The sequence below is a fragment of the Kitasatospora sp. NPDC059146 genome, assembly GCF_042786665.1.
In the GTDB taxonomy this organism is placed as follows: domain Bacteria; phylum Actinomycetota; class Actinomycetes; order Streptomycetales; family Streptomycetaceae; genus Kitasatospora.
This window is the reverse complement of sequence record NZ_JBHZCY010000062.1, coordinates 1-25,528: the sequence shown is the minus strand read 5'-3', so window position 1 is coordinate 25,528 and position 25,528 is coordinate 1. Positions and strand designations below refer to the sequence as shown.

The window sequence follows — 25,528 nt, the reverse complement described above, 5'->3', positions numbered from 1 at the left end:
GCGCAAACGCCTGGTGGTGCTGCACGTCGTCGCCTCGGTGAGCTGGCTGGCCCTGATGCTCTGCCTGCTCACCCTGGCGGTGACGGCCCTCACCACCGACGACGCCGACCGGCTGAGAACGGCCTACCGGGCGATGGGCCTGCTCGGCGACGCGCTCATCCTGCCGCTGAGCCTGCTCACCTTCCTGAGCGGAGTGGCGCTGGGGCTCGGCACGTCCTGGGGCCTGTTCCGGTACTACTGGGTGAGTACCAAGTTCTGGCTGACGCTCGGTGCGATGGCGGCCTCGGTCTTCGCCCTCACCGCCCGGCTGCACGACGCGGTCCGGGTGGCGGACGCCCACCCGACCGGCCCCATCCCGGTGGCGGACCTCGGCTTCGTCCGCTACAACACGGTGATCGTCCCGGCGGTGGCCCTGGCGCTCTACCTGTTCAACGTGATCCTCTCGGTGTACAAGCCCTGGGCCGCCGCAAGGCCGCGGGCACGCGTCCGGGCCGAATACCCGGGGCCTCCGGCGCGGCCGGGGCCGGGCAAGGGCCCGAGGGCCGGTGACGGCGGTGACGGCGCGCCCGGGCGTACCGGCGGGGAATGCCCGTACGGCGGGTGGGTGTTGTCCACCCACGTGACCAGCGCTACGCCCGCGACCAGGCTCTCCGTCCTCGACCGCTCCCGGACCAGGCAGGGCGAGGAGCCGGCGCAGGCGCTGCGCGACACCGTGGCCTTCGCGCGTGAGATCGAGCGGCTGGGCTACCACCGCTTCTGGGTCTCCGAGCACCACGGCGTGCCCGGGGTGGCCGGGTCGGCGCCCACGGTCCTCGCCGCGGCGGTCGCGGCGGCCACCAGCCGGATCCGGGTCGGCACCGGCGGGGTGATGCTGCCCAACCACCGGCCCATGGTGGTGGCCGAGCAGTTCGGGGTGCTGGCGGCGCTGTTCCCGGGCCGGATCGACATGGGGCTCGGCCGCTCGGTGGGCTTCACCGACGGCGTCCGGCGGGCGCTCGGGCGCGAGAAGGACGCGGCCGAGGACTTCGGCGGCCAGCTGACCGAGCTGCTCGGGTACTTCGACGGCTCCCAACAGGTGCACCGCGGCGTCCACGCCCGCCCGGCCGAGGGCCTGCACGTGCCGGCCTTCGTGCTGGCCACCGGCGCGGGCGCCGAGCTGGCCGCCGAGGCCGGGCTGCCGCTGGTCATCGCCGCCGCACGTGGGGAGGAGCGGATGCTCGCCGCGCTCGACGGCTACCGCAGCCGCTTCCGCCCCTCCGCGCAGGCCGCCGAACCGTACGTGGTGGTCTCGGGCACGGTCGCGGTGGCCGAGACCGAGGAGCGGGCCCATGACCTCCTCCTCCCGGAGGCCTGGGCCGGCGCCTACTCCCGCACCCACGGGGAGTTCCCGCCGCTGGCCCCGGCCGCCGAGATCCGGGCGCGCACGATGAGCCCGCGCGAACGGGCGGCCTTCGAGCAGTCGCTCAAGGGCCACATCGCGGGCACCCCGGAGCAGGCGGCCGCCGAGCTGTCCGCCCTGGTGGCACGCACCGGTGCGGACGAGGTCCTGATCGCCACCAGTACCTACGACCGGACGGCCCTGCTCGACTCGTACCGGCTGCTCGCCGAGGCCGTCGGCCTGCTCTGACCGGCTGCGGCCCGCCGCCTGCCGCGCCGCCTGCCGCGCCGCCCGTTCCGCAGCCCGCGCGACCGCCCACTCCACCGCTCCCCGGCCGTCCCGGCGGATTTCTGACCAGGCCCGATGGCCTGCTACTGTTCTTCTCGTCGAGGGGAAATGATCTTCCGAAACGGAGATCCCGGAACCCTTGAACATGCGTCAGCGGTGCTACCAGAGCACGTCCTACTTTCAGTAGGAAGAGTCCGTGCGATCCGGGCCTGGCGCTCCATCCGAAGGGGCTCGTTCCGTCAAGGGAACGGGCCCCTTCGTCATGTCCGGCTGTGCACCGTCCTCGGCCCTGGTGTGCGCCGAGTCCTCTTATCGCACTTTCGCTGGCGAAACTCCGGGCGGCGATCCGGTATCGGCCAAGGTCCCGTACCAGGTGGCCGACGAGTGACGGTCTGCGGCGGCCGGGCGGCCAGCAGTTTTGCCGCTCCGGTCGAGCCGGTGGATCGTCGCACCTTGGCCGGAAGTCGCCGTAGCTGGTGTGAATATGCCATTGGAATGTTCGTCATACGGAAACCGGCAGTAGCCTTCCGTGTCGAACCTGCCACTGCTGGTGGCGATCCGGCCGGATCTGCGCTGCGCCCGGCCACCCCCAGACCCCCTCGAAGGAGCCGGTGTGCCGGGTATCGACGAATGTCTCTCCGGAGCGATGGCGATCGCCGGAGCCCGCTCGGCGAGCCTGGTCGACTGGAGCAGCGGACTCGCCCTCGGGAGCCTGGGCGAAAGCCCGGTCGGCGAACACGAGACCGCTGCCGCCGAGGCAACCGACTTGGTGCGCGCGGCCGTTGAGAGCCAGACCTTCACCGCGGCGGAGGACCGGCGCTCCCCGTTGGAGGACATCATCGTCACTGCGGGCCGCAGTTACCACCTGATCCGCTTCATCGACACCGTCTTCGACAGCCGGCTCGTCCTGCACCTCTGGCTCGACCGCGAGTCGGGCAACCTCGCCGCGGCCCGGTTCCGCCTCCAGGCCCTCGCCGAGGAACTGGTGCTGGGGTGAACACGAGGCCCGCACCGACCGTCGCATTCCGGCCAGCCGACCGCGTGGCCGCCCCGTACACGCCCCTGGTGGAGGCCGCCGACCACCACGTCCAACCCGCCGCGCCGAGGACCCCGGGCGAGGCCGTCGCCCTGCTCGCCGCCCGCCGCGCCACCGGGGCCCTGCACGGCCCGCTCGGCATCCTGTGGCTCGTCGACGGCCAGGTCGCCGCCGCGGAGTCCCCCCGCGCGCCCGGCCTGGCCGACCTGCTCACCGGCTGCGGTCGGCTCACCCCCGAGGAGTGGGCCGACCTCCTGCACCGCCACGGCCCGCAGGGGCGGGTCGGCGAGGCACTGGTCGACCGGCAGCTGCTCACCCGCGGCGAACTCGAACTCGGCCACCTGGGAACGCTGTTCGACGCCGCCTACTTCGTGCTCGCCGACCGGGCCGGCGGCACCTGGCGGTTCGAGTCCGAGGCCCGGCACTGGCTCGGCACGGTGACGCCGGTCGACCCGGCGCGGCTCGGTCGCGAGGTCGAGCGCCGGCACCGACTCCTCGACCGGATCTGGCCCTGGCCGCAGCTCGACACCGCGCCGGTCCGGCCGGTCGAGCACAGCCGATCGCCCTCCCACCGCCCGCCCGGCCGTCGGCGGCGCGAACTGCTGGACCACGCCGACGGCCGAAGAACCCCGGCGGACCTGGCCCGGCTGCTCGGCCGCTCCGGCTTCGGCGTGACGGCGGACATCCGCCGCCTGGCCGCCGCCGGACTGCTCGACACCCCCCGGCACGCCGCGCCGGCCGCCGCACCCTCCCGCCCGGCTGCCGACCCCGTCCGCCCGGTCGCCGACCCCGTCCTCTCGGCCGCCGCACCCTCCCGGCCTGGCAGCGGCCTGCACCGCAGGGTCCCCGGAGCCACCCTCCGGGGCCTCCCGAGCACCGGCCCCGCGGCAACGACCGGCTCCGCAGCAACGACCGGCCCCGCAGTCCCCGTAGCCCCCGCCCCCACGCGCTCCGACCGACCGCCCACCACGGCAGCGGCCCACCCGCTGACCGTCCCCGACCCGGACATCGCGCTGCTGACCCGGGTCCGAGACCTTCTGGAGGCCCGACTTTGAGTCACTCCCCGCCCGCGACCCCGCCGTACCGGCCATGAGGCGGGCACTCAAGCAGCGTGTCGGAAGGAGACAACTGATCGCCTTGGAGACCGAGCTGCTCGCCGAACTCCGCGCCGTCAAACGTCGCGTCCCGCACCTCGCGGGCGGGCTGGTGGCCAGCGTGGACGGCCTGTTGGTCGCGCACGACACCCACGGGACCGAACCCTCGGGCCTGGCCGCGATGACGGCGGCCTCGCTCTCGCTCGCCCAGCGGCTCGCCGACACCACCGGGCAGGGGGAGTTCCGTGAGTCCGTGGTGCGCGGTGAGCACGGCTACGTCGCCACCTACGCGGCCGGCGGCAGCTGTGTGCTGACCCTGCTGGCGCTCCCGGACGTCAACGTCGGCCGGCTCCACCTGGAGGGCCGCCGCAGTGCCCGGCACATCGCCGAACTGCTCAACGACGCCCTGGTGCCGAAGGACCCGCGCGACGCGCTCTGACCCGTCCCGGGACCGAACGCCCCGCCCGCCCCCGTACCGACCCACCGACCCACTGACCCACCCACCGACCAACCTGTCGACTTACCGACCCACCGACCAACCGACCCACAGGAGTTGATCAGAATGACCGACGCAGCCGGCGCGCTCAAGCAGGCCATGACCGTCATCGAGGGCGCCATCGGCGCGGCCCTGGTGGACTACAACAGCGGCATGGCGCTCGCCACCCTCGACGGCCCCGGCGGCCTCGACCTCAACGTCGCCGCGGCCGGGAACACCGACGTGATGCGCGCCAAGATGCGCACCATGGACATGCTCGGCCTCCAGGACGGCATCGAGGACATCCTCATCACGCTGAGCACCCAGTACCACCTGATCCGCCCGCTCACCGGCCGCACCGGCAAGGGCCTGTTCCTCTACCTGGCACTGGACAAGGGCCGCGCCAACCTGGCGATGGCCCGCCACCAGCTGGTCAAGATCGAGGCCGACCTGGAGGTCTGACCGGGCACCGGCACGGCCCCGGCGGCGGCTCACGCCCCGCCGGGCCCCGCCCCGCCGGGCCCGGCCCCGTCCAGCCGTGCCCCGTCCGGCGGTGCCCACTGGACCTCCCCGCCGGCCAGCCCCGCGCAGACCGCCCCCTCGGCGCTCAGCACGGTCCACGGCGCGAGCACCGCGTGCGGCGGGACGGACAGCTCACCGCCCTCCGTGAAACCCAGCTCCAGGCCGCCGGCCAGGGTGATCCGGGCGGTGCCGACGGTCCGGCCGACCAGGGCCAGCAGGGTGGGCGTCGGCCGGAAGGTGAGCGCGGGGAAGAAGTGCCCGACCTCCTCCGGCGTGGTGAAGGACGGCGCCGCGAAGCGGAACTCGTGCACCACTCGTACGGTCACCGACCCGTCGAGCCGCAGGTCCAGCCGGTCGCCTCCGCTGACCGCCTCGACCGTCCGGCCGGCCAGCACCTCAGTGATCGTGTTCTGCATGCTCCCAGTCTTCACCGGCCGACGCGTTCCCAACCACGGGACCGACCGGCCGTCCGCGTACCAGCTCGACCGGTCCGCCCGCCCGTTCCCGGGCCGCGAGGGCCGCGGCCACCCGGTCCCAGGACGGTCCGGAGAGCAGCGTCCGCGCCTCGGCCGGGTCGCACAGCCGCCACTCCACCAGTTCCTGCTCCTGGAGGACGATCGTGCCGAGCGACTCCTCCGTCACCGCGCCGCCGTCGTAGACGTACACCAGCACGGCGGTGTCCTGACCGGTCGCAGGGTCGGTCGCGGGACCGGCCCCGGGATCGGCCGCCGCCCCCGGCAGCCAGTCCAACGCCAGCAGCCGCCCGGGCTCGACCTCCCAGCCCAGTTCCTCGCGGATCTCCCGCCCCGCCGCCGTGCGGGGCGTCTCGCGGTCCGCCTCCACCCCGCCGCCCGGCAGTGTCCAGTACGGCACCCGCCCGCGCGGCCCGTCCCACGGCCGCAGCCGCACCAGCAGCACCCGGCCGTCACCGTCCGTGAAGAGGGCCCGCGCCTTCGCCCGGATCCGCGGCCGGGTGGCGTAGTAGGTGTCCCGGTCCATCGGCGGCTCCAGCGGCTCCGGCGCCTCCGACGGCTGCCCCGCAGCTGACCCCGGCCCCGACCCCGGCCCCGACCCCAGCCCTGGCGCGGCGGCCAGCCCGGTGTACTCCGGCACGGGCCCCTCGGCGGGCAGCGCCCCCAGGGTGTGCCCCACCGGCCGGCTGTCCTCCAGCTCCAGGGGCCCGGCCTCCCGCGGCGCCCGCAGACAGGCCGCCACCCGGCGGGACAGCCGCGGCGGCAGGGCGTGCCCGGCCTCCTCCGCCGTCAGCCAGACCCAGCCGCCGACCTCCGCCGCGTCCGGCCGGATCGCCGACACCTGCTCCGGCGTCAACGCCTCGGCCCAGTACAGGTAGGCCACGATCGGCGGCCGGCTCGGGGACATCGCCCAGTCGACGCACGCCAACGCTCCCAGCCGGGGCGTGAACCCCAGCTCCTCGGCGATCTCCCGCAACGCCGTCTCCCGCGGCGACCGGTCGCCGGGCTCCCACCCGCCACCCGGGATCGCCACCGGATGCTTCCGGTCGTACGGCAGCCGCACCACCAGCACCCGCCCCCGCCCGTCCGGGAACAGCACCCCGGCGGCCGCCATCATCTCTCGTCCCGCCGCACCCGACGCCTCCACCCCGACTCCCTCCACCCCGACTCCTTCCACCCGCTCATCTCCCGGGGGACGACATCCCCACGTGCCCGATGGTTCCCGCCCACCCCGACCACCACCCGGAAGGGACACGCCCCCGCACCGCCGCCCGACCTGCCCTCCCGGCCCCGCCCGGCGGGCCGTCACCCCAGGGAGGCCAGGGCCTGGGCGGCCGCTCGGGCCATCTGTTCGTCGTGCCGGGCGCTCGATCCGCGGAGGCGGGCGGCGCCTTCGACGGCCGCGAGGGCGAGCAGGCCCGGTAGGAGGTCGGTGCTGCGGGCGGCGAGCCAGCGGGTGCCGCGGGTGGCCATCCACCACAGGTCGGCGGCGAGGCCGGGCGGCGGTTCGACGGGTTCGGCGGCGGGTGGCGGGCCGAGGGGGTGGCCCTGGGTGGCGAGCAGTTCGTGGAAGCGGCGGGCGATCAGGTGGTGTCCTTCGGCACTGGGGTGGAGGCGGTCGACGCTGAGCAGGCCGCGCTGCTCGCACCAGGGCAGTTCGGCGATGTGCAGGTGGACGGCCCGGTGCCGGGTGGTGAGGGCGTGGACGACGGTGTTGACGGCGCGCATCCGTCGGGCCAGTGGTCGGGCGAGCGGGGCGGGGAGCCGGAGGAGGGTGCCGGGGTCGGGCAGGCAGGCGGTGAGCAGGACGGCGCCGTGGCCGGAGAGTTCGCCGAGGGTGGCGTCGAGTTCCCGGGTGGTGCGGCGGATGTCGAAGCCGGCCCGCAGGGTGTCGTTGCCGCCGACCAGGACCGCCGCCAGCTGGGGCCGAAGGGCGAGTGCCGCCGGGAGTTGACGAGTCGTCAGATCTGCGGTCAGTGCGCCGCTGTACGCCAGGTTGGCGAATTCGACGTCCTGGCCCTCGGGGGCCAGTGACCGGGCGAGGACGGCGGCCCAGCCGCGCCACCGTTCGCCGACCTGGTCCCCGACGCCCTCCGTGAGCGAGTCGCCGAGCGCGACGAAGCGCAGCAGTTCGCCCGCGGTGGGCTGGTCGTCGGCGGTCCGGTCAGGCCCCGCGTCGAGCACGCTCATCCCCACTCCTCCCGGTGGCATCGGCGGTCCGGGCCCCGTGCGCGGCCAGGAAGGCGGCCACCGCCGCCGACCAGCCGTACCGTTCGGCCTGGGCCCGGGCGGCGGCCCGCCGGGCCGGTTCCGGTCGGCGGAGCAACTCCGTGACGGCGGCGGCGAATCCGGCCCCGGTGTCGGCGGCGGCGATCCCGGCGGGCCCGATCAGGCCGGGCAGCGCGGAGGAGCGGCTGACCGCGACGGGGGTGCCGCAGGCCAGTGCCTCCAGGGCGGCCAGTCCGAAGGTCTCCACCGGTCCGGGGGCCAGCACCACGTCCGCGCTGCCCAGCAGTGCGGCCAGCTCCGCCCGCCCGTTCAGGTGCCCGAGGAAGCGTACGGGCAGCCGCAGCCGGGCGGCCCGGGCGGCGAGCCGGGACCGCAGCGGTCCGGTCCCGGCCACCACCAGGACGGCGGGGAGCCCCCGCGCCCGCAGCCGGGCCAGTGCCTCGACGGCGCGTTCGGGCCGCTTCTCGGCGGAGAGCCGGGAACAGAGCACCAGCAGGACGTCCCCGGGCGCTGCGTACCGGGCCCGTTCCAGCGCCCGTACGGCCGTGGGCAGCGGGCGCATCGCCGCCAGGTCGACCCCGAGCGGGGCCCGGACCAGGTTGGGCACGCCGATCCGGCGGAACTCGGCCGCCGCCCAGTCGGTGGTGCAGAGCACCGAGTCGTAGCCGCGGGCGGTGGCCGCGTTGAGCCGGTCGGCGGCCGCGGCGGCGAGCGGGCCGGGCAGGCCCCAGGTCCGCAGCACTCCGGTGGCGCTCTCGTGCGAGACCATCACCGAGCGGACCCCGTGCCGACGGGCCCAGGCGCCGGTCCAGCGCAGGGTGGTGCGGTCGGAGACCTCCAGCCGGTCGGGGCCGAGCCGGGTCAGTTCGGCGGCGACCGCCCGTCGGTCGGCGAGCAGCCGGTACCCGCCGCTGGCCGGCAGCACCGGGCCGGGCAGGGTGATCACCAGACCCTGCTCGGTGTCCTCCTCGGTGCGCCGTTCGCCGGGCACGATCAGGACGGGCCGGTGTCCGGCGGCCCGGTACCCGGCGCCCAGGTGGCGCAGCGCGGTGCGCAGGCCGCCGGAGACCGGGGTGACGAAGTTGGCGAGCCGCACGATGGTCAGCGGCCCGCCGCGGGGCGGCGCAGTCATGCCGGCAACTCCTCCGACAGTACGGGCAGCACGGGCAGCACCGGCACCACCGTCCCGGCCGACGCCCCCGGCGACCCGGGCTCGACCTCGACCTCGGTCCCGGCCCCGATCCCGACCTCGGCCCCGACCCCGGACGGAGCCGCCGAAGGAGCCACCCCCACCCCCCGGTGCTCCGCCAGCACCTCGGCGTAGTGCCGCAGCAGCAGGTCCCCGACCGCCTCCCAGGTCCGGGCGGTCACCTCGGCCCGTCCGGCCTGCCCGTACCGGGCCCGCCGGGCCGGGTCGGCGGCCAGTTCGGCGACGGCCCGGGCGACCGCCGTGCCGTCGCGGGGCGGCACCAGCAGTCCGGTGCGGTGGTGGGAGACCAGGTCGAGCGGGCCGCCGGCGGCCGGGCCGATCACGGGGACGCCGCTGGCCATCGCCTCCTGGATGGTCTGGCAGAAGGTCTCCAGCGGGCCGGTGTGGACGAACACGTCGAGGGTGGCGAAACATCGCGCGAGTTCCTCGCCGGTGCGGCGCCCGAGGAACACCGCGCCGGGCATGGCGGCCCTGAGGCCGGGCGCCGAGGGGCCGTCCCCGACCACCACCACCCGCACCCCGGGCAGCGCTGAGGCGGCGGCCAGCAGGTCGACCCGCTTCTCGGGCGCCAGCCGCCCGACGTACCCGACCAGCACCTCCCCGCCGGGGGCGAGGGCCCGGTGCAGCGCCTCGTCCCGGTGCCGGGGGTGGAAGCGCACCGAGTCCACCCCGCGCGGCCACAGCTGGACCCGGGGCACCCCGTGCGCGGTGAGGTCCTGGGCGGCGGGGGTGGACGGCGCCAGCGTGCGGGCGGCGGCCCGGTGCACGGCCCGGATGCGCCGCCAGGCGGCGGCCTCGCCGAGCCCGCGTCCGGCCCGGTAGGCGTGGGCGTACCCGGCGAGGTCGGTCTGGTAGACGGCGACGGCGGGCACGCCGAGCCGGGCCGCGACCTGCATGCCGCGCGCACCCAGGACGAACGGGCTGGCCAGGTGGACGATGTCGGGCCGGTGCCCGGCCAGCGCGGCCGCCAGCTGCCGGCTCGGCAGGGCGATCCGCACCTGCGGGTACCCGGGCAGCGGCACCGACGGGATCCGCACGACGGGGATCCGTTCCGCGTCGGCGCCGGAGCCGAAGGTCTGCGGCGGGCACTGGGCGCCCCGGGCCGGTGCGGGGGTGACGACGAGGGGCCGGTGGCCCCGACGGAGCAGGTGCTCGGCCGTCCGCAGCACGCTGTGGGCGACTCCGTTGACCTCGGGAGGGAAGGATTCGGTGACGATGGCGACGCGCATGCCTGTGTTGTCTCCGCGCACGGCGTGCACCCGGCCAAAGGGATCTGTCGTACAAGCGAACGCGGGTCGGCGATTTGCACCGCCGACCCGCGCCCCGGCACCGCCGCGTCACATCGACCCGGCCGCCTCCTTGAGCTCCGCGTACGGCGCGAGCTTACGGATCGACTCGATGCTCTTCAGGCAGTCGTCCTTGCTCTCCTGCGGGTCACCGGTCACCACGACGGTCCCGTTGCTCGCCTTGAGCCGGAACCGGTGCATCCCGCTCTCGTCCGTGTACAGCTCGAACTTCCCAGCCATGCCGTCAACAGCCTTTCGCTCGATGGCCCCCCTGGGACCGCACCGTAGGCCCAAATCCGTTGGAACGCTCGCCAGTTGACCCAGCCGGGTGGCGACCGTTCGAGTCGCGGAGCCGACCTCCGGCTCAGCCGGCGGCGCGGTTCGCGGTGGCGCGCAGGGACCCGAGCAGGGCGAGGGCCTGGGCGCTGGAACTGCCGGGCTCCGCCTGGTAGACGACCAGTTGCTGGCCGGGAGCGTCGCGCACGTCGAAGGCCTGGTAGGTGAGGGTCAGCGGGCCGACGTCCGGGTGGAGGAAGTGCTTGGCCTCCTGGGTCTTTCCGCGTACGGCGTGGGTGTTCCACAGCCGGGTGAAGTCGGTGCTGTGGTCGGTGAGGGTGCGGACGAGCGCGCGCAGCCGGGGGCTGTCCGGGTCGAGCCCGGCGGCCTGCCGCAGATGGCCCACGACGGCTTGGGCCGTGTGGCCCCACCGTTCGTGGAACTGCCGGCCCGCCGGGTCGAGGAAGGCCATCCGGGCGAGGTTGTCCATCCGCTCGAAGGGCGAGTGCAGGGCCTCGGCCAGGGCATTGGCCGCCAGGACGTCCAGGGTCCGGTTGATGACGAAGGCCGGGGCGGCGGGGTAGCCGTCCAGCAGCTGGCGCAGGGCGGGGCCGACCAGGTCGGTGGTGTGGGCGAACCGGCTGCCCGGCACCGTCCCCGCCAGCTGGTGCAGGTGCGCTTGCCCGTCCGGGTCGAGCCGCAGGGCGCGGCCGAGCGCGTCGAGGACCTGGGCCGACGGGTGGCGTTCCCGCCCCTGTTCCAGGCGGGTGTAGTAGTCCGCGTTCACCCCGGCCAGGACGGCGACCTCCTCCCGGCGCAGTCCGGCGACCCTGCGCACCCCGTGGCTCGCCACGCCGGCGTCCTGCGGCCGCAGGGCCGCGCGGCGTGCGCGTAGGAACTCTCCCAGGTGGTTGTCGGTCACGCCCTCACCCTAGGTGGCGCCGACCGGGCCCTGCCTGGGTGTACCGCACCCAGGCAGGACACGTCCTGGTCGGTCGCCCGAGCCCCGCCCAGACTCGGTCCGGCGGAACGGATCCGCATCCGTCGACGAACCCCGTGCTCCACCAGGAGGAGAAGCAGGCATGACGCAGACATCCAAGGTCGTACTGGTCACCGGGGCGAGCAGCGGCATCGGGGAGGCCACCGCCCGCCGGCTCGCCGCCGACGGCCACCGGCTGTTCCTCGGGGCCCGGCGCACCGACCGCCTCGACGCGCTCACCGGCGAGCTGACCGCCGCGGGCGCCACCGCGGCGTTCCGGCGCCTCGACGTCACGGACGCCGCCGACGTCCGGGCCTTCGTGGCCGCCGCCGGTGAGCGCTACGGCCGGGTCGACGTCCTGGTCAACAACGCCGGAGTGATGCCGCTGTCGCCCCTGGAGGCGCTGAGGACGGACGAGTGGGACCGCATGATCGACGTGAACGTGAGGGGAGTCCTGCACGGCATCGCCGCCGCGCTGCCCGTGATGCGGGCCCAGGGCGGCGGGCACGTCGTGAACATCGCGTCCGTCGGCGCGTACGAGGTCTCGCCCACCGCCGCCGTCTACTGCGCCACCAAGTTCGCCGTCCGAGCGATCTCCGAAGGGCTGCGCCAGGAGTCGGCCGGCGACATCCGGGTCACCCTCGTCTCTCCCGGCGTGACCGAGTCCGAACTCGCCGACGGCATCGCGGACCCCGCCGCGCGGGAGGCCATGAAGGCGTACCGCGCCGTGGCCATTCCCGCCTCCGCGGCGGCGGGGGCCATCGCCTACGCGGTGTCCCAGCCCCGGGCGGTCGACGTCAACGAGCTGGTGGTCCGCCCCGCGGCGAGCGCCCAGTGACCAGTCCGCGTCGGTGGGCGGGGCGACGCGGACCGACCGGTGCAGGCAGTCCTGTGCGGGTCCGGTCCCCTCACTCGATCTGACGAACCGCGCGCTGCGGTCCACCGAGTCGTCCGCGGCTGGCTGGATACTCCGGGATCACGTGTGTGCACCGGCCGTGGCGGGGCGCGGGCGCACGCCTCCCAACTGCGGAAGGACACCGGATCATGCAGTCGATTCCCGGCCCCGGCGGCCCCGGCGGCGACCAGGGCGCGGTCGGCGGGCCGACCGGCACGACCACGGTCATGCCGGCCCGCCCCCACGTGCCGTCCCCGGACGGGCCCAGGGCCGGCGGGTACACCTGGCCCGGGCTGGACGAGGAGTTCACCCGGGAGGTCGTCGCGATCGCGCGGACGGCCGAGGGGCGCGAGCTCGCCGAGTCGCAGGTCTTCGAGATCGTCCGGGCGCAGCCGCAGCCGCAGGGGCTGCCGCTGCGGGTGCGCCCGCAGCTGCGCGGCGAGCTGGACGCGTTCGTCGCCTCGTACCACCGGGTGATCGAGACGCTGGTGGCGGCCTGGGACCACGACCGCGACCTGCGCGAGGTGCTGACGCTTCCCCAGGTGCTGCGCGAGCACGTGGACGCCGCCCGCGACACCCGGGTGCACCTGCTGCGGATCGACCTGCTGCCCCAGGCCGACGGCACGCTGCGGGTGCTGGAGACCAACGCCAACTGCCCCGGGGGCCTGCCCGGGGCCGGCCGGGGCCGGGCGGCCTGGCGGTCGCTGCTGGCCCGGCACGGCGTCGACGTGCCGGGCCCGCTGCCGGCCGACGACCCGCTCTGGCCGGGGAGTTGGCTGCTGCGCCTGGCGGAGCAGCACACCGGGACCCGTCCGGAGACGGTGGCCCTGCTCTGCCCGGACGGCAGCTACCGCGCCGACACCCGTGACTACGACACCGCCCTGACGGCCCTGGGCGTCCGGGTCCTGCACGCGGACCCGCGCGAGATCTCGCTCGACGGGCGCGGGGGCGTCGTCGTACGCGGGGAGGCGGTGCGGCACGCGTTCGCCAAGGTCGGCATCCAGGACCTGCTGCGGATGGGCGACGGCGCGGCGTCCTACCTGGAGGCCGTGCGCGAGGGCCGGCTGTTCGTGCAGAACGGGCTGCGCGGACGCCTGATCGGCGACAACAAGCTGTGCCTCGCCGTGCTCTCCGACCCGCGCTTCGCCCACCTCTTCGACGCCGCCGACTACCGCCGGGTCCGTCCGGCGATCCCGTGGTCGCGCAACCTCGCGCACTGCGACGCGGCGACGCTGCGCGCGGTCGTCCGCGACCGCGACCGCTACGTCCTCAAGCGCCCGCTGGACACCCGCGGCAACGGTGTGGTGATCGGCCGGGAGGCCGCCGACGCACCGGCCTGGGAGGCCGCCGTCGACCTCGCGGGCGCCGAGGGCTGGCTCGTCCAGGAGTACGTGACCAGCCCCGACCTCCTCGGGGTCGTGGACGGGCCGGCCCCCCGCCACGACGTGGCCCTGGGCGCCGTCGACGGCCGGCTGGTCTCGGCCTTCTCCCGCGCCGGTTACGGGGAGCGCCACAACGTCGCGGGCTCCGGACGGCCGCACCCGCTGTACCTGTGAGCCGGCCGGTCGAGGTGGTCCCGCCCCCGGGGCCGGCCGCTCCCGCCCGGCCCCGGTCCCGGCCGCGGCCGGGACCGCTGGTCAGCGTCTGGCGGCAGCGGAACTTCCAGGTCCTGTGGGCGGCGCACACCGTCAGCGAGTTCGGGACGCGGATCACGTTCTTCGTCATCCCCGTGCTCGCCCTGACGACCCTGTCCGCCTCGACCGGCCAGCTGGGACTCGTCTCGGCGATGGAGTCCCTGCCGTTCCTCCTGGTCGGCCTGCCGGCGGGCGCGCTGCTCGACCGGTGGGACCGCCGGCGGGTGATGGTCGTGGCGGACGTCGGCCGGGCCGTGACCATCGCCCTGCTGCCGGCGGCCCACCTCGCCGGGGTGCTGAGCGTGCCGCTGCTCTGCGCGGTCGGGTTCGCCATCGGGCTGTGCACGGTCTTCTTCGACATCGCCGACCAGGCGTTCCTGCCGACGGTCGTGGCGCGGGAGCAGACCCCGGACGGCAACAGCCGGCTGGAGTTCTCCCGCTCGACGGCGGAGCTGGCGGGCCCCAGCATCGGCGGCCTGCTGCTGCAGACCGTCGCCGCGCCCCTGGTCCTGGCCGTCAACTCGGTGAGCTACCTGGTGTCCGCGCTGCTCCTCTGCCTCATCCGGACGCCCCGGGTGCCGGTGCCGCGGACGAGGGAGCGGATGCGCACCCGGATCGCCGAGGGGCTGCGGTTCGTCTTCGGCCACCGGACCCTGCGCTCGCTGACCCTGGCCACGGGCATCAGCAATCTCGTCGGCCTGAGCGGCGCGCTGGGCGCCGTCCTGACCGCGTACGCGCTGCGCGACCTGCGGCTCTCGCCGGGGGAGCTCGGGCTGGCCCTGAGCATGGGCAACTGCGGTGCGCTGCTGGGGGCCACGCTCAGCGGCCGGGTCATCCGGCGCGTGGGCCTCGGCCCCGTCCTGGTCGCGGCCAAGTCCATGTCGGGGATCGCCGTGCTGGTGCTCGCGACCGCGGCGCCGGCCCGTGCCGTGCCGACCCTGGGCGTCGCGACCGGCATCATGGCCTGCGGCATCACCGTCTACAACATCGGCCAGGTGAGCCTGCGCCAGGCCATCACCCCCACCGGCCTGCAAGGCCGGATGAACGCCTCCGTGCGGTTCGCCATCTGGGGCACCCGCCCGCTCGGGGCACTGGCCGGCGGCTACCTCGGCTCGGTCCTCGGCACCCGCCCCACGCTGTGGACGATCGCCGGGATCGGCCTGCTCTCCTGCCTGCCCCTGATCGCGACCGCGGACCTCCGGACGCTGCGGGCCTTCCCGTCCCGGCCGGCCGACTGAACGCGGGACGGACCCTAGCCCTCGGACTTCCCGGCCAGGCCGGTGATCGTCGCGGTGAGGATGCGGGCGAGCCGGGGTTCGACCTCGACGACGGCGTGGGCGAGGCGGGGGTCGCTGCGGTAGAGGGCGGCGACCTCGGGGCCCGGGTTGGCGATCTGCCACATGGCGCCGGCGAGGGAGACGGCGGTGGCGAACAGGTCGGTGACGTCCTGGTCGTCGAGAGTGGGGAGTTGTTCCCGTAGCGCGGCGGTGACGGGTTCGCGGGCGGCGACCGTGGCGAGCTTGAACTCGCGGACCGCGTCGACGGAGACGTGGCGTTCGAGGTTGAGCGGTGCGTGGGCGAGCAGGTCGCAGAAGCTCCCGCGCTCGGCGAGGGTGGCGGCGAAGGCCCGGGCGACGGTCGCCGGGCTCGGGTCCCCGGTCTCCCGCAGCCGCGCGGTGAGGGCCTGCGACCACTCGGCCCAGCCCTCGGCGGTGAGGCGCAGGAAGATCTCCTCGCGCGTCTCGAAGTACCGCAGCAGGGCCGACTTGTGCATGCCGACGGCGGAGGCGATGTCGGTCAGGGTGATCTCCCTGACGCCGCGCTCGCGGCCGAGTGCCGCGGCCGCTTCCAGGATCGCGGCTTCGCGTCGGCGCTTGGCCTCGGGCGAGCGTGCGCGCTGGAACTCCGGTGTGTCTGCCATCCACCCATGGTAGGGCAACGCCGTTGCCGTATTACCGCAACGGCGTTGCACTATTAGCGCAACAGTGTTCTACTAATGGCACGGCACGACACGGCACGCCGGAGAACGCGGAGGAGAGTCATGGAGAGCACGAAGAGCACGAAGAGCGCGGAGAGCATGGAGAACGCGGAGAGCGCACGCCGCCCCGAGGCGCGGGTCTGGTTCGTCACCGGCAGCTCGCGCGGCTTCGGCCGGAGCCTGGTGCGCGCGGCACTGGAGGCCGGTGACCTGGTGGTCGCGACGGCCCGGCGGCCGGAGCAGCTGGCCGACCTCGTCGAGGAGTTCGGCGAGCGCGTCCGCCCGGTGGCGCTCGACGTCACCGATCCGGCGGCGGCCCGGGCGGCCGTCGCCCAGGCGCGGGAGGCCTTCGGCCGGATCGACGTGCTGGTCAACAACGCCGGGTACGCCAACGTCTCGCCGATCGAGACCACCGAGGACGCCGACTTCCGGGCCCAGTTCGAGACGAACTTCTGGGGCGTCTACCACGTCACCAAGGCTGCGATCCCGCTGCTGCGCGAGCAGAAGGGGGGCCTGGTGATGCAGTTCTCCTCGGTGGGCGGGCGGGTCGGCGGTTCGCCGGGCATCGCCTCGTACCAGGCGGCGAAGTTCGCCATCGACGGGTTCAGCCGGGTTCTGCGGGCCGAGCTCGCGCCGTTCGGCGTGAAGGTGCTGGTGGTCGAGCCGAGCGGCTTCCGTACCGACTGGGCGGGGGCGTCGATGGTGGTGCACGAGGTCCCGGAGGCCTACGCGGGAACGGTCGGCGCGGTCAACGAGCGGCTGCGCAAGGGTGTGGACGGCGCTGCCGGTGACCCGGACCGGGCTGCCGAGATCCTGGTGCGGATGGCCGGGCGCCGCGATGTCCCGGACCACCTGCCGCTGGGGGTCAACGCGGCCGAGGGTTCGATCGCGCAGGACCGCCGGCTGCTGGAGGAGGACAGCCGGTGGCGCGAGGTCTCCCGCTCGGCCGACTTCACCGAGCCCTACCCGGTGGCCTTCCCCGCGGACTCGGAGGGGTGAGCGGGGCCGGGGTCAGGGGGCGAGTGGGTCCGGCCCGGGGACGGGCGCCCGGGTCCGGCACCCGTCCCCGACGTTCGGCGGGTCAGCAGTTGTCGAGGATGCCGGTGAGCGCGGTCTTCTCGGTGCTGTCCACGCCGAGCCCGTAGTACTGCTTCACCTGCACCCAGGCGCGGGCGTAGGTGCAGCGGTAGGAGGCCTGGGGGAGCCACTCGGCCGGGTCGCGGTCGCCCTTGGAGCGGTTGCTGCTCGCGGAGACCAGGACCAGCTGGGGGCGGGTGACGTCGTTGGCGAAGGCCTGGCGCTGGGCGGTGGTCCAGGCCCAGGCGCCGGAGGCCCAGGCCTCGGAGAGCGGCACCAGGTGGTCCACGTCGAAGGTGGACGGGTTGGTGGTGGTGGCGCCGTCGTACGGCGAGGTCCAACTGCCGCTGGTGGCCTTGCAGGAGGTGTCGGTGGTGACGTCGGTGCCGTCCCGCTTGACGATCCACTTGCGGGTGTCGCAGCTGCCGCTGATCTTGATCCAGGTGGGGAAGAGGGTTCTGTCGTAGCTGTCCGCGTGGGTCTCGGGGGTCGCGGTCATCCCGTCGAGGTAGAGCCGGGCGGTGGCGGCGGAGATCGGGGTCGGCAGTGCGGCCTGGGCCGGGCTGCCGCCGGCGACCACGGTCGCGGCGACGAGGGCGGCGGCGGCCGGCAGGCAGGACAGGAACCGGCGTATGGATCCGGTGAGGGCCATGGCGAACGCTCCATCAGAAGATCGGATTGACTGATGAGTTGCGTGCGCCAGTGTGTCGGCTTCGCGGCTACGCGGGTAGACCCCGGGAGTGAAATCCTCGTGGACATCGGACGGGTACGGACAAGTCCGGCACTCCCGGGGGCCGTTCGCACCCGGCCCGGACGCGACGAGGGCCCGGGACGCGGCTGTGCGTCCCGGGCCCTCGGCCCTTCGTCGTGCCGACCTCGCCGACCTCGCCGAGGTCGGCGGTCAGTTCACCTGTTCCTGCCGCGCCTGTTCCTGGTCCTGCTGCTCCTGGCGGTGGCGACGGCCGGCCAGCCAGACGTAGACCAGGATGCCGGCGAACAGGAACAACACGCCCTGGTAGACGGCGGCGTAGCCGGCCCCGGCCAGCAGCCAGATCGAGAAGGCGAAGGCACCGAGGCCGAGCACCGCGTCGCGGACCAGGCGGGTGCCGTCGACCTTGTCGGTGGCGCCGCGGACCAGCCAGTACAACTGGGCGGCGGTGGACAGCAGGTAGGGCACGACGGCGGTGAACGTGGTGATCAGGACGAGCACGTCGAAGGCGCCCTTGGCGCCGCTGGCGAAGTTGACGACGGTCAGCACCGAGGCGAGCGCCACGCTGACCAGCACGCCGAAGGTCGGCACGCCGCGCTTCTCCTTGCCGAAGGCGGCCGGGAAGAGCCCGTCCCCGGCGGCCGCGTACGGCGCCTGGGCGGCCAGCAGGGTCCAGCCGTTGAGCGCGCCGGTCATCGAGACCAGCGCGGCGACCGCGATCGCCGCGCCGCCCCAGGTGCCGCCGAACATGGCGTTCACGGCGTCCGAGAACGGCGCGCTGGAGTCGACCAGTTGCTGGTGCGCGACGGTGCCGAACACCGCGAGGGTGCCCAGCAGGTAGACCACCGCGGCGCCGCTGGTGCCGAGCACGCTGGCCCGGCCGACGTTGCGCTCCGGGTCGCGGACCTGGCCGGCGCTCATCGCGGCCGACTCGACGCCGACGTAGCTGAACATCAGGATCGCCGCGGCGGCCGTCATGCCGCCCATCCAGCCCTGGCCGCTGGCCTCGAAGGGGCCGACGTTCTTCGGGTCGAAGAAGAACAGTCCGCCCACCGAGATCAGCAGCAGCGGAATGAACTTGAGCACGGTGGACACGAGTTGGACCGCCCCGACGTACCGGGTGCCGGCCAGGTTGGCCAGTGCGGGCAGCCACTGCAGGACCAGTGCGGCGGTGATCTCCAGCGCGACGTCGTGGTGCATCGGCAGCAGCACGTCCAGGTAGCCGACGGCCGCCACGGCGAGCGCGGCGTTGCTGACCACGGCGGTGATCCAGTACGACCACGCCGACAGGAAGCCGGCGAAGTCGCCGAAGGCCTCGCGGGCGTAGACGTACGGCCCGCCGGTGCGCGGGTTGCGGCGGGCCAGCTGCCCGAAGACCAGCGCCAGCGCGATCGAGCCCACGGTGATGACGGCGAAGGCGAGCAGGCTGACCGTCCCGAAGGGCGCCACGGCGGCCGGGATCATGAAGATGCCGCCGCCGATGATGTTGCCCATCACCAGGGCGGTGGCGACGGGCAGCCCGAAGCGGCCGCTCTTCGCCGGAGCCGGAGCCGGAGCCGAACCAGGAGCCGGAGCCTGGTCCGGGGTCTCCGGGCTGCTCGGTCGGGTCGCGTGCGGGGTCGCCTGCGGGTTCGCCTGCCGGGTCGCGGCGGGGCTGGTCTGCATGAGGGTGGTGCGCCTTTCGTGGTCCTGCCTGCGCTCGGTGGAGCGACCGTTCATGCTCAGACCGGGCGGCACCTTGCACCAAATCGACGGTATTTGTTCATTTCGCCCGAGGGAACACCGCAAGACTTACGGTCGTACGCCTGTCGGACCGGCACTCGTCCGGTGCGCCCCGCGAGGGCGTTCGACCCGGAATGCGGATGTACGAGCACGTTCGTCCGGCCGGGGGAGATGTGTCACCCGAATGACTCAGCGCGGCCGCGACGCGCGCGCCGCCTGCGGGTTCGTGTGCCAACCTTGGCCCGGCGCTCCCCGGTGGAGCGCCGCCCGGCCTTTCGGACCGGCTCGAACTGGCCGTTCGGGGGCGCGGGTTGACGACCAGAGACCAACCAAGAGGACATCAGATGTCGCTTCGTGGGAACATCCGCAAGTTCGCCGTGATCACCGTGGTGACGGGTGCCGCGGCCCTTGCGGCGCCGGCGCCGGCGATGGCGGCCTGGCACGGGTCGCACGCGTCGACCGGGCAGAGCCTGGAGTCGGGCTCGGCGGGTGTCGGCCTGTTCGGCCCGCACGCCAGCTGGCTGAACGCTCACTCGCACACCGAGGACGACTGCATCGGCGACTGCTGATCCGGCTGATCCGCAGCTGAGCCCGGGGACCGCCCGTAGCGGTCCCCGGGCTCACGGCCGTCCGTCCGCCTACGTCTCCGTCTTCGCATCCGCCCCGGGACGCCGGGACAGCCGCCCCGGCCACCACATGTGCCGGTCCAGGTCCATGGTCAGCGCGGTGACCAGCACCGAGCGCACCACCAGGGTGTCCAGCAGCACCCCCAGCGCCACCGCGAACCCGATCTCGGCCAGCCCCACCACCGGCAGCGTCCCCAGCACCGCGAAGGTGCTGGCCAGGATCAGCCCTGCCGAGGTGATCACCCCGCCGGTCGCGGACAGCCCGATCAGCGCGCCCCGCCGGGTGCCGTGGTGGGCGGACTCCTCCCGTACCCGGGTCATCAGGAAGATGTTGTAGTCGATCCCGAGTGCCACCAGGAAGACGAAGACGAACAGCGGGAACGCGTTGTCCTCGCCCTGGAAGTGGAAGACGTGGGCGAAGAACAGCGAGCTGATCCCGAGCGCCGCCGCGTACGAGAGCACCACGGTCGCGATCAGCACCAGCGGCGCGGTGACGGCCCGCAGCAGTACGGCCAGGATCAGCAGCACCACTCCGAGCACCAGCGGGATGATCGCCCGGTTGTCGTCCCCGGCGGCCCGCCCGGCGTCCAGGACGACGGCGGTGTTCCCGCCGACCTTGGCGTCCGCCCCCGGTACGGCGTGCACGGCGGTGCGCACCCGGTCGACGGTGTCCTTGGCGGCCTGGCTGTCCGGGGGGTCGGTCAGGGTGGCCTGGAACAGGGCCCGCCCGTCCCGCACCACCGGCGGCGAGGTGGCCGCGATCCCGGCGGTGGACTGCGCGGCGGCCCGTACGGCCGGGGCGCCGGCCGCGGCGGAGACCACGGTGAGCGGTGCGCCCGTCCCGCCCGGGAAGTGCTGCTCCAGCACCTGCTGGCCGACCACCGAGTCCGGCTTGCCGGTGAAGGAGGCGGCCGTGCTGAGCCCGTTGGCGTTCAGCGAGACCAGCCCCACGCAGCAGGCCGCGAGCGCCAGCGCCGTCCCGACCCACACCTTGCGCGGGCGCCGTCCGATCCAGGCGCCGACGTGCGCCCAGCGGCCGGTCCGGGTCGGCTCCGGGGTGCCGTAGTCCGGTCTGACCGGCCAGAACACCCAGCGGCCGACGAGCACCAGCAGCGCGGGCAGCAGCGTCAGCATCGCGGCCAGGGCCACCACGACACCGATCGCCAGCACCGGGCCGAGGCCGCGGGTGGAGTTCATCCGGGCGATCAGCAGGCACAGCATCGAGGCGACCACGGTGGCCGAGGAGGCCAGCACGGCGGGCCCGGCCCGGTGCAGGGCGTACGCCATCGCCTCGTGCCGGTCCTCGTGCCGGCGCAGCTCCTCCCGGTAGCGGGCGGTGAGCAGCAGGGCGTAGTCGGTGCCCGCGCCCAGCACCAGGACGATCAGGATCCCGGCGCTCTGCGCGTTGACGGTCAGCCCGGCGTGCTTCGCCAGCAGGTAGATGAAGGCCTGGGAGACGGTCAGCGCACCGGCGGCGGAGAGCAGCGGCAGCAGCCACAGCACCGGGCTGCGGTAGGTGAGCAGCAGCAGGACGATCACCACGCCGACGGTGGCGGCGAGCAGCGAGCCGTCGATGCCCGCGAAGGCCTTGGCCTGGTCGGCGGCGATCCCGCCGGGGCCGGTGACGTGGGTGGTCATGCCGTGGCTGTCGGCGGTCGCGGTCTGCCGCAGGGTGTCCACGGCGGGCTTGAGGTCGTTCCAGCCGTTGGTGCCGACGTCGATCGGCACGACGGTCTGCATCGCCTGCCCGTCGGCGGACAGCACCGGGCCGATGACCGGCCCGACCACGTGCGGGACGGCGGCGAACCCGACGGCCTGCCGGGCGGCCTCGGCCCGGTCGGCGGGGGTGATGCCGGTGGTCCGCTGGTAGACGACGACGGCCTGGGCGGTGTCCACCGGCTGGAAGGCCCGCTGCTCGTTCAGCACCTGGGTGGACTCGGCGTTGCCCGGCAGCCAGCTGGACGCCTGGTTGTCCTCGGCGCCCATCAGCTTCCCGGCCAGCGGGCCGAGCGCGATCAGCAGCACCAGCCACAGAGCCAGCACCACCCACTTGCCCCGGCGCCCGCAGGGCAGCGCGGCCAGTTTCCGAGTCGTGGACATGCATCCACCCCCAGGTCGCAGTGACTCGTTCCAGCCTGCCACCGCCCCGCCGGACCGGCAGCTCCGGGCGTCCGCCAGGTCACGGGCACGGCCGTCCGCTAGGACACCGGTACGGCCGCCCGCTCGCGCAGCTCCCGCAGCACCGCGATGTCCATCGCGTGCCCGGTGCCGTCCCCGCCGTGCTTGCGGTCCGGGGTCTCCACCAGCAGCGGCACCCCGGCCGTCTCCGGGTGCTCGAACAGCTCGCGGAACGGCTCCGCGCCGATCATCCCGGCGCCGATGTTGGCGTGCCGGTCCTTGCGGGCACCGACCACGTCCTCCGAGTCGTTGGCGTGGATCAGCCGCAGCCGGCCCGGACCGGCGGCCGAGGCCAGGGCGTCCAGCGCGGCCGTCACCCCGCCGGGGGCGGCCAGGTCGTGCCCGGCGGCGAAGGCGTGGCAGGTGTCCAGGCAGACGCCGACCTTGGGGTGCCCGTCCAGCGCCTCCACGTACTCGGCCAGCTGCTCCAGCCGCGAGCAGAGCGAGCTGCCCTGGCCGGCGGTGGGCTCCAGCAGCAGCCAGGGCGCGTCGTCGCCGAGCGCGTCCAGCTCGTCCAGCAGCGGCCGGACGTCGGCGCGCACCTGCGCCATCGCCTCGGCCCGGCGCGAACCGCCGCCGGGCGCGGTGCCGACCGCCGAGCCGGTGTGCAGTACGACGCCGAGCGCGCCGATCGCGTGGCCGCGGTGCAGCGAGTGCCGCAGCGAGTCGGCCGAGCGCTCCCGGGTGGCCGGGTTGTCCGAGCCGAAGTTGATCAGGTACGGCGCGTGCACCCAGGCCGGGATGCCCTGCTCGGCACAGGTCGTACGGAACTCCTCGTCCTGGGCCGGGTTGCCCGCGGGCGTGGCCCAGCCGCGCGGATTGGCCACGAACACCTGCACCGTCTCGGCACCGACCCGGTTCGCGTACGCCAGGCCCGTCCCGGCCAGGCCCCGGCCGGCCACCGGGACGTGGGCGCCGATCGGGTTCCGGCGGGCGGCGGGGGTCGGTCCGGTCGCGGTGCTCATGCCCCGAGGATGTCACGGTCCCGGCCGGCGACGGCGCGCGGGCCCGTCCCCGCGCCGGGTGCGCACGCCACGCCGGGGCGCGCCCGGCGGGAACCGCCGGACCCGTCCCAATGGCCGACGGCCCGTCAGTCCGGCAGCCCAGCCCTGGTGGCGGGCCCCCGGGGGCGACCGTACCGTCGACTCGGCCGTACTCACCGAACGTCACCACCCGCACACGCCGGGTCGGAGCGTCCCCTCCGCCCTCCCGCAGCCGACCAGCGCGCCCACCGCCCCACCGCGCGCGCCGAAAGACAGGTCACCACTCATGCCCACGCGCCGGGTCCACCACCTCGCCGCGGCCACCGCCGCCGCCACCGCCCTGACCACCGTTCTCGCCACCCTGGCCGCCGCCCCCGCGGCCCACGCCGCCGAAGGCACCCTGCACCTCGTCCAGCCCGGCGAATCGATCCAGCAGGCCGTCGACGCCGCCGCCCCGGGCGACACGGTCCAGGTCCTGCCCGGCAGCTACCGCGGCAGCGTCCGCATCGCCACCCCCGGTCTCACCCTGCGCGGCGCCGGAGCGGCCACCGAGATCACCCCCGGGGACGGCACCGAGAACGCCTGCGCCACCGCCGGGCACGGCGTCTGCGTGGTCGGCACCGAGCAGGCCCCGCTGCCCGGGGTCACCGTCGAGGCCCTCGCCGTCACCGGCTTCCGCAAGAACGGCATCGACGCCAGCGGCACCACCGGCCTGACCGTCCGCGACACCTACGTCCACGACAACGCCCAGCAGGGCATCAGCCAGGAGATCTCCACCAAGGCCACCATCGTGGGCAACCGCTCCGTCGACAACGGCCAGTCCGGCGTTTTCCTCGCCAACTACGCCTACCGCGAGGGCGGCGCTCCCGACACCGGGGGCACCGTCGTCGAGGACAACGTGCTCACCGGCAACCGGGTCGGCGTCACCGTGCGCCGGCTGCGGGTGCTCACCGTGCAGGGCAACGAGATCAGCGGCAACTGCGGCGGCGTCTTCGTGGTCGGCGACGAGGGCGTGCCCCGCGCCGGGGACCTCGACGTCCGGCGCAACCGGGTGGTTGCCAACAACAAGTTCTGCCCGGCCAATCCGCGCCTCGGCGCCATCCAGGGCGCGGGCATCGTGCTCACCGGCACCGAGGACACCCGGGTCACCGACAACGAGGTCCGCGACAACGTCGGATCCACCGACTTCTCCGGCGGCATCGTCCTGTTCAAGAGCGTCGTCGGCATCCCCAACACCCGGGCGACCATCGCCGACAACCGCCTCAGCGGCAACCGCCCGGCCGACCTCGCCGACCGCGACACCGGCACCGACAACTCCTTCGTCCGCAACACCTGCGCGGTCTCCGAGCCGTCCGGCCTTTGCTGACACCCCCGTTGACGTCCCCGACCGACAAGGACCACACCATGACCACCGCCCCCGTCAACCCCACCCCCCAGCCGGCGATGCGCCTGCGCGAACTCGTCTTCGGCGCCGCCTGCGCCGCCGCCGTCCGCGCCGCCGCCCGGCTCGGTGTCGCCGACGTGCTCGGCGACACCCCGACCACCGCCACCGAGCTCGCCGCGCAGCTCGACACCGAACCCCGCCAGCTGCGCCGCCTGCTGCGCGCGCTCACCTGCTACGGGATCTTCGCGGAGACCGGCGGCGACCGCTTCGAACACACCGAGATGTCCCGCCTGCTGCGCGACGACGCCCCCAACTCCCTCCGCCACATCGCCCTCTGGTGCACCGAGCCGTGGACCTGGGAGGCCTGGCCGAAGCTCGACGAGGCGGTGCGCTCCGGCCGCAACGTCTTCCCCGACCTGTTCGGCAAGGAGTTCTTCGACTACCTGCACAGCGACGCCGGCGACTCGGCGAAGGTCTTCGACAAGGCGATGACCACCTCCAGCCGGCAGTCCGCCCGGGACTTCGCCGAGTACCTGGACCTCACCGGCATCGACTCGGTCGCCGACATCGGCGGCGGCCAGGGCCATGTCCTCGCCAGCCTGCTGGAGAAGCACCCGGCCCTCCACGGCACCCTGCTCGACCTGCCCAAGGTGGTCGCCGGCGCCGACCGCCGCCTCCAGGACGGCGGCGCCTTCTCGGCCCGCGCCCGCCTCGTCCCCGGCGACTGCCGGGTGGAGATCCCGGTGCGCGCCGACCTCTACATCATCAAGAACATCCTGGAGTGGGACGACGACAGCACCCGCCGCACCCTCGCCAACGTGGTCGCCGTGGCCCGCCCCGGCGCCCGGGTCGTGGTGGTCGAGAACCTCGTCGACAACAGCCCCTCGATGCGCTTCACCACCGCGATGGACCTGATGCTGATGCTCAACGTCGGCGGCGCCAAGCACTCCGAGGAGAGCATGGTCCACCTCATGCAGGAGGCCGGCCTCGACGTCGCCGCCGTCCGCCCCGTCAACCCCTACCTCCACGCCTTCGAGTCCACCGTCCGCGGCTGACCCCCCTCCCGGAACGCCCGACGGCCGCTGCTCCCCCACCC

The 25,528-nt window shown here is 74.5% G+C and carries 24 protein-coding genes; 12 read left to right on the top strand and 12 right to left on the bottom strand.

The window, feature by feature from the left end; all coding sequences use genetic code 11:
• Positions 1 to 619 precede the first annotated feature (619 nt).
• From ACFXPX_RS24785 to ACFXPX_RS24765, 5 genes are all read left to right on the top strand, one after another.
• Entirely contained in the window at positions 620 to 1,627 is a 1,008-nt protein-coding gene (locus ACFXPX_RS24785; RefSeq protein WP_380643357.1) for an MsnO8 family LLM class oxidoreductase, read from the top strand.
• 652 nt (positions 1,628 to 2,279) lie between these two features.
• Positions 2,280 to 2,663 (top strand): hypothetical protein, encoded by a 384-nt coding sequence (locus ACFXPX_RS24780; protein WP_375886195.1) that lies wholly within the window; start codon positions 2,280 to 2,282, stop codon positions 2,661 to 2,663.
• Positions 2,664 to 2,707: 44 nt separating this feature from the next.
• Positions 2,708 to 3,757, top strand: a complete 1,050-nt coding sequence (locus ACFXPX_RS24775) for a hypothetical protein (RefSeq protein WP_380643337.1) — start codon at positions 2,708 to 2,710, stop codon at positions 3,755 to 3,757.
• Positions 3,758 to 3,839: 82 nt separating this feature from the next.
• Positions 3,840 to 4,235: a roadblock/LC7 domain-containing protein gene (locus ACFXPX_RS24770; RefSeq protein WP_375885869.1), complete on the top strand. Its 396-nt coding sequence runs from the start codon at positions 3,840 to 3,842 to the stop codon at positions 4,233 to 4,235.
• A gap of 123 nt (positions 4,236 to 4,358) precedes the next feature.
• Positions 4,359 to 4,733, top strand: coding sequence for a hypothetical protein (locus ACFXPX_RS24765; RefSeq protein ID WP_375885872.1), 375 nt, complete (start codon positions 4,359 to 4,361; stop codon positions 4,731 to 4,733).
• A gap of 29 nt (positions 4,734 to 4,762) precedes the next feature.
• On the opposite strand, the gene ACFXPX_RS24760 is transcribed toward ACFXPX_RS24765, so the two are convergent.
• The 7 genes from ACFXPX_RS24760 to ACFXPX_RS24730 form a co-directional block, all read right to left on the bottom strand.
• Positions 4,763 to 5,209 carry a DUF6188 family protein gene (locus ACFXPX_RS24760; protein ID WP_380643335.1) on the bottom strand — a complete coding sequence of 149 codons (447 nt, stop codon included), beginning with the start codon at positions 5,207 to 5,209 and terminating at the stop codon, positions 4,763 to 4,765.
• A complete protein-coding gene (locus ACFXPX_RS24755; protein ID WP_380643333.1) occupies positions 5,190 to 6,428 on the bottom strand; it encodes an NUDIX domain-containing protein in 1,239 nt (412 codons plus the stop codon). The genes ACFXPX_RS24760 and ACFXPX_RS24755 overlap by 20 nt, the downstream gene beginning before the upstream one ends.
• A 143-nt stretch (positions 6,429 to 6,571) precedes the next feature.
• On the bottom strand, positions 6,572 to 7,456 hold the full coding sequence (locus ACFXPX_RS24750; RefSeq protein WP_380591806.1) for an SGNH/GDSL hydrolase family protein: 885 nt from the start codon (positions 7,454 to 7,456) through the stop codon (positions 6,572 to 6,574).
• On the bottom strand, positions 7,431 to 8,627 hold the full coding sequence (locus ACFXPX_RS24745; protein ID WP_380643331.1) for a glycosyltransferase: 1,197 nt from the start codon (positions 8,625 to 8,627) through the stop codon (positions 7,431 to 7,433). The genes ACFXPX_RS24750 and ACFXPX_RS24745 overlap by 26 nt, the downstream gene beginning before the upstream one ends.
• The gene (locus ACFXPX_RS24740) at positions 8,624 to 9,934 is read right to left on the bottom strand and encodes a glycosyltransferase family 4 protein (RefSeq protein ID WP_380643329.1); all 1,311 of its coding nucleotides are present in this window, start codon (positions 9,932 to 9,934) and stop codon (positions 8,624 to 8,626) included. The genes ACFXPX_RS24745 and ACFXPX_RS24740 overlap by 4 nt, the downstream gene beginning before the upstream one ends.
• Before the next feature lie 108 nt (positions 9,935 to 10,042).
• Entirely contained in the window at positions 10,043 to 10,231 is a 189-nt protein-coding gene (locus ACFXPX_RS24735) for a YegP family protein (protein WP_375885888.1), read from the bottom strand.
• 124 nt (positions 10,232 to 10,355) lie between these two features.
• Complete coding sequence (locus ACFXPX_RS24730) at positions 10,356 to 11,189, bottom strand: helix-turn-helix transcriptional regulator (protein ID WP_380643327.1); 834 nt, start codon at positions 11,187 to 11,189, stop codon at positions 10,356 to 10,358.
• Positions 11,190 to 11,349: 160 nt separating this feature from the next.
• Between ACFXPX_RS24730 and ACFXPX_RS24725 the strand changes: the two genes are divergently transcribed.
• The 3 genes from ACFXPX_RS24725 (at position 11,350) to ACFXPX_RS24715 (ending at position 15,013) form a co-directional block, all read left to right on the top strand.
• Positions 11,350 to 12,084: an SDR family oxidoreductase gene (locus ACFXPX_RS24725; RefSeq protein WP_380643325.1), complete on the top strand. Its 735-nt coding sequence runs from the start codon at positions 11,350 to 11,352 to the stop codon at positions 12,082 to 12,084.
• Between the two features lie 206 nt (positions 12,085 to 12,290).
• Entirely contained in the window at positions 12,291 to 13,697 is a 1,407-nt protein-coding gene (locus ACFXPX_RS24720) for a hypothetical protein (protein WP_380643323.1), read from the top strand.
• On the top strand, positions 13,694 to 15,013 hold the full coding sequence (locus ACFXPX_RS24715) for an MFS transporter (protein WP_380526766.1): 1,320 nt from the start codon (positions 13,694 to 13,696) through the stop codon (positions 15,011 to 15,013). The genes ACFXPX_RS24720 and ACFXPX_RS24715 overlap by 4 nt, the downstream gene beginning before the upstream one ends.
• A 14-nt stretch (positions 15,014 to 15,027) precedes the next feature.
• On the opposite strand, the gene ACFXPX_RS24710 is transcribed toward ACFXPX_RS24715, so the two are convergent.
• Positions 15,028 to 15,696 (bottom strand): TetR family transcriptional regulator, encoded by a 669-nt coding sequence (locus ACFXPX_RS24710; protein ID WP_375885901.1) that lies wholly within the window; start codon positions 15,694 to 15,696, stop codon positions 15,028 to 15,030.
• Positions 15,697 to 15,852: 156 nt separating this feature from the next.
• Here ACFXPX_RS24710 and ACFXPX_RS24705 point away from each other — a divergent pair, with 156 nt between their 5' ends.
• A complete protein-coding gene (locus ACFXPX_RS24705) occupies positions 15,853 to 16,752 on the top strand; it encodes an SDR family NAD(P)-dependent oxidoreductase (RefSeq protein WP_380643355.1) in 900 nt (299 codons plus the stop codon).
• An 82-nt stretch (positions 16,753 to 16,834) separates the two neighbouring features.
• On the opposite strand, the gene ACFXPX_RS24700 is transcribed toward ACFXPX_RS24705, so the two are convergent.
• Positions 16,835 to 17,482, bottom strand: a complete 648-nt coding sequence (locus ACFXPX_RS24700; protein WP_380526764.1) for an HNH endonuclease family protein — start codon at positions 17,480 to 17,482, stop codon at positions 16,835 to 16,837.
• Positions 17,483 to 17,731: 249 nt separating this feature from the next.
• The gene (locus ACFXPX_RS24695; protein ID WP_380643353.1) at positions 17,732 to 19,204 is read right to left on the bottom strand and encodes an amino acid permease; all 1,473 of its coding nucleotides are present in this window, start codon (positions 19,202 to 19,204) and stop codon (positions 17,732 to 17,734) included.
• Positions 19,205 to 19,605: 401 nt separating this feature from the next.
• On the opposite strand from ACFXPX_RS24695, the gene ACFXPX_RS24690 reads away from it, so the two are divergent.
• Complete coding sequence (locus ACFXPX_RS24690; protein WP_375885909.1) at positions 19,606 to 19,830, top strand: hypothetical protein; 225 nt, start codon at positions 19,606 to 19,608, stop codon at positions 19,828 to 19,830.
• Positions 19,831 to 19,899: 69 nt separating this feature from the next.
• On the opposite strand, the gene ACFXPX_RS24685 is transcribed toward ACFXPX_RS24690, so the two are convergent.
• Entirely contained in the window at positions 19,900 to 21,987 is a 2,088-nt protein-coding gene (locus ACFXPX_RS24685) for an MMPL family transporter (RefSeq protein WP_380591790.1), read from the bottom strand.
• 98 nt (positions 21,988 to 22,085) lie between these two features.
• Positions 22,086 to 23,030 (bottom strand): deoxyribonuclease IV, encoded by a 945-nt coding sequence (locus ACFXPX_RS24680; protein WP_380591788.1) that lies wholly within the window; start codon positions 23,028 to 23,030, stop codon positions 22,086 to 22,088.
• 304 nt (positions 23,031 to 23,334) lie between these two features.
• Here ACFXPX_RS24680 and ACFXPX_RS24675 point away from each other — a divergent pair, with 304 nt between their 5' ends.
• Positions 23,335 to 24,414 carry a nitrous oxide reductase family maturation protein NosD gene (locus ACFXPX_RS24675; protein WP_380643321.1) on the top strand — a complete coding sequence of 360 codons (1,080 nt, stop codon included), beginning with the start codon at positions 23,335 to 23,337 and terminating at the stop codon, positions 24,412 to 24,414.
• Positions 24,415 to 24,452: 38 nt separating this feature from the next.
• A complete protein-coding gene (locus ACFXPX_RS24670) occupies positions 24,453 to 25,487 on the top strand; it encodes a methyltransferase (RefSeq protein ID WP_380643319.1) in 1,035 nt (344 codons plus the stop codon).
• Positions 25,488 to 25,528 lie beyond the last annotated feature (41 nt).

Coding starts and splice junctions, on each gene's coding strand:
- ACFXPX_RS24685 (WP_380591790.1), bottom strand. CDS start 21,987: ATGTCCACGACTCGGAAACTGGCCGCGCTGCCCTGCGGGCGCCGGGGC.
- ACFXPX_RS24740 (WP_380643329.1), bottom strand. CDS start 9,934: ATGCGCGTCGCCATCGTCACCGAATCCTTCCCTCCCGAGGTCAACGGA.
- ACFXPX_RS24670 (WP_380643319.1), top strand. CDS start 24,453: ATGACCACCGCCCCCGTCAACCCCACCCCCCAGCCGGCGATGCGCCTG.
- ACFXPX_RS24725 (WP_380643325.1), top strand. CDS start 11,350: ATGACGCAGACATCCAAGGTCGTACTGGTCACCGGGGCGAGCAGCGGC.
- ACFXPX_RS24765 (WP_375885872.1), top strand. CDS start 4,359: ATGACCGACGCAGCCGGCGCGCTCAAGCAGGCCATGACCGTCATCGAG.
- ACFXPX_RS24750 (WP_380591806.1), bottom strand. CDS start 7,456: ATGAGCGTGCTCGACGCGGGGCCTGACCGGACCGCCGACGACCAGCCC.
- ACFXPX_RS24695 (WP_380643353.1), bottom strand. CDS start 19,204: ATGCAGACCAGCCCCGCCGCGACCCGGCAGGCGAACCCGCAGGCGACC.
- ACFXPX_RS24760 (WP_380643335.1), bottom strand. CDS start 5,209: ATGCAGAACACGATCACTGAGGTGCTGGCCGGCCGGACGGTCGAGGCG.
- ACFXPX_RS24675 (WP_380643321.1), top strand. CDS start 23,335: ATGCCCACGCGCCGGGTCCACCACCTCGCCGCGGCCACCGCCGCCGCC.
- ACFXPX_RS24680 (WP_380591788.1), bottom strand. CDS start 23,030: ATGAGCACCGCGACCGGACCGACCCCCGCCGCCCGCCGGAACCCGATC.
- ACFXPX_RS24745 (WP_380643331.1), bottom strand. CDS start 8,627: ATGACTGCGCCGCCCCGCGGCGGGCCGCTGACCATCGTGCGGCTCGCC.
- ACFXPX_RS24705 (WP_380643355.1), top strand. CDS start 15,853: ATGGAGAACGCGGAGAGCGCACGCCGCCCCGAGGCGCGGGTCTGGTTC.
- ACFXPX_RS24700 (WP_380526764.1), bottom strand. CDS start 17,482: ATGGCCCTCACCGGATCCATACGCCGGTTCCTGTCCTGCCTGCCGGCC.
- ACFXPX_RS24710 (WP_375885901.1), bottom strand. CDS start 15,696: ATGGCAGACACACCGGAGTTCCAGCGCGCACGCTCGCCCGAGGCCAAG.
- ACFXPX_RS24735 (WP_375885888.1), bottom strand. CDS start 10,231: ATGGCTGGGAAGTTCGAGCTGTACACGGACGAGAGCGGGATGCACCGG.
- ACFXPX_RS24690 (WP_375885909.1), top strand. CDS start 19,606: ATGTCGCTTCGTGGGAACATCCGCAAGTTCGCCGTGATCACCGTGGTG.
- ACFXPX_RS24720 (WP_380643323.1), top strand. CDS start 12,291: ATGCAGTCGATTCCCGGCCCCGGCGGCCCCGGCGGCGACCAGGGCGCG.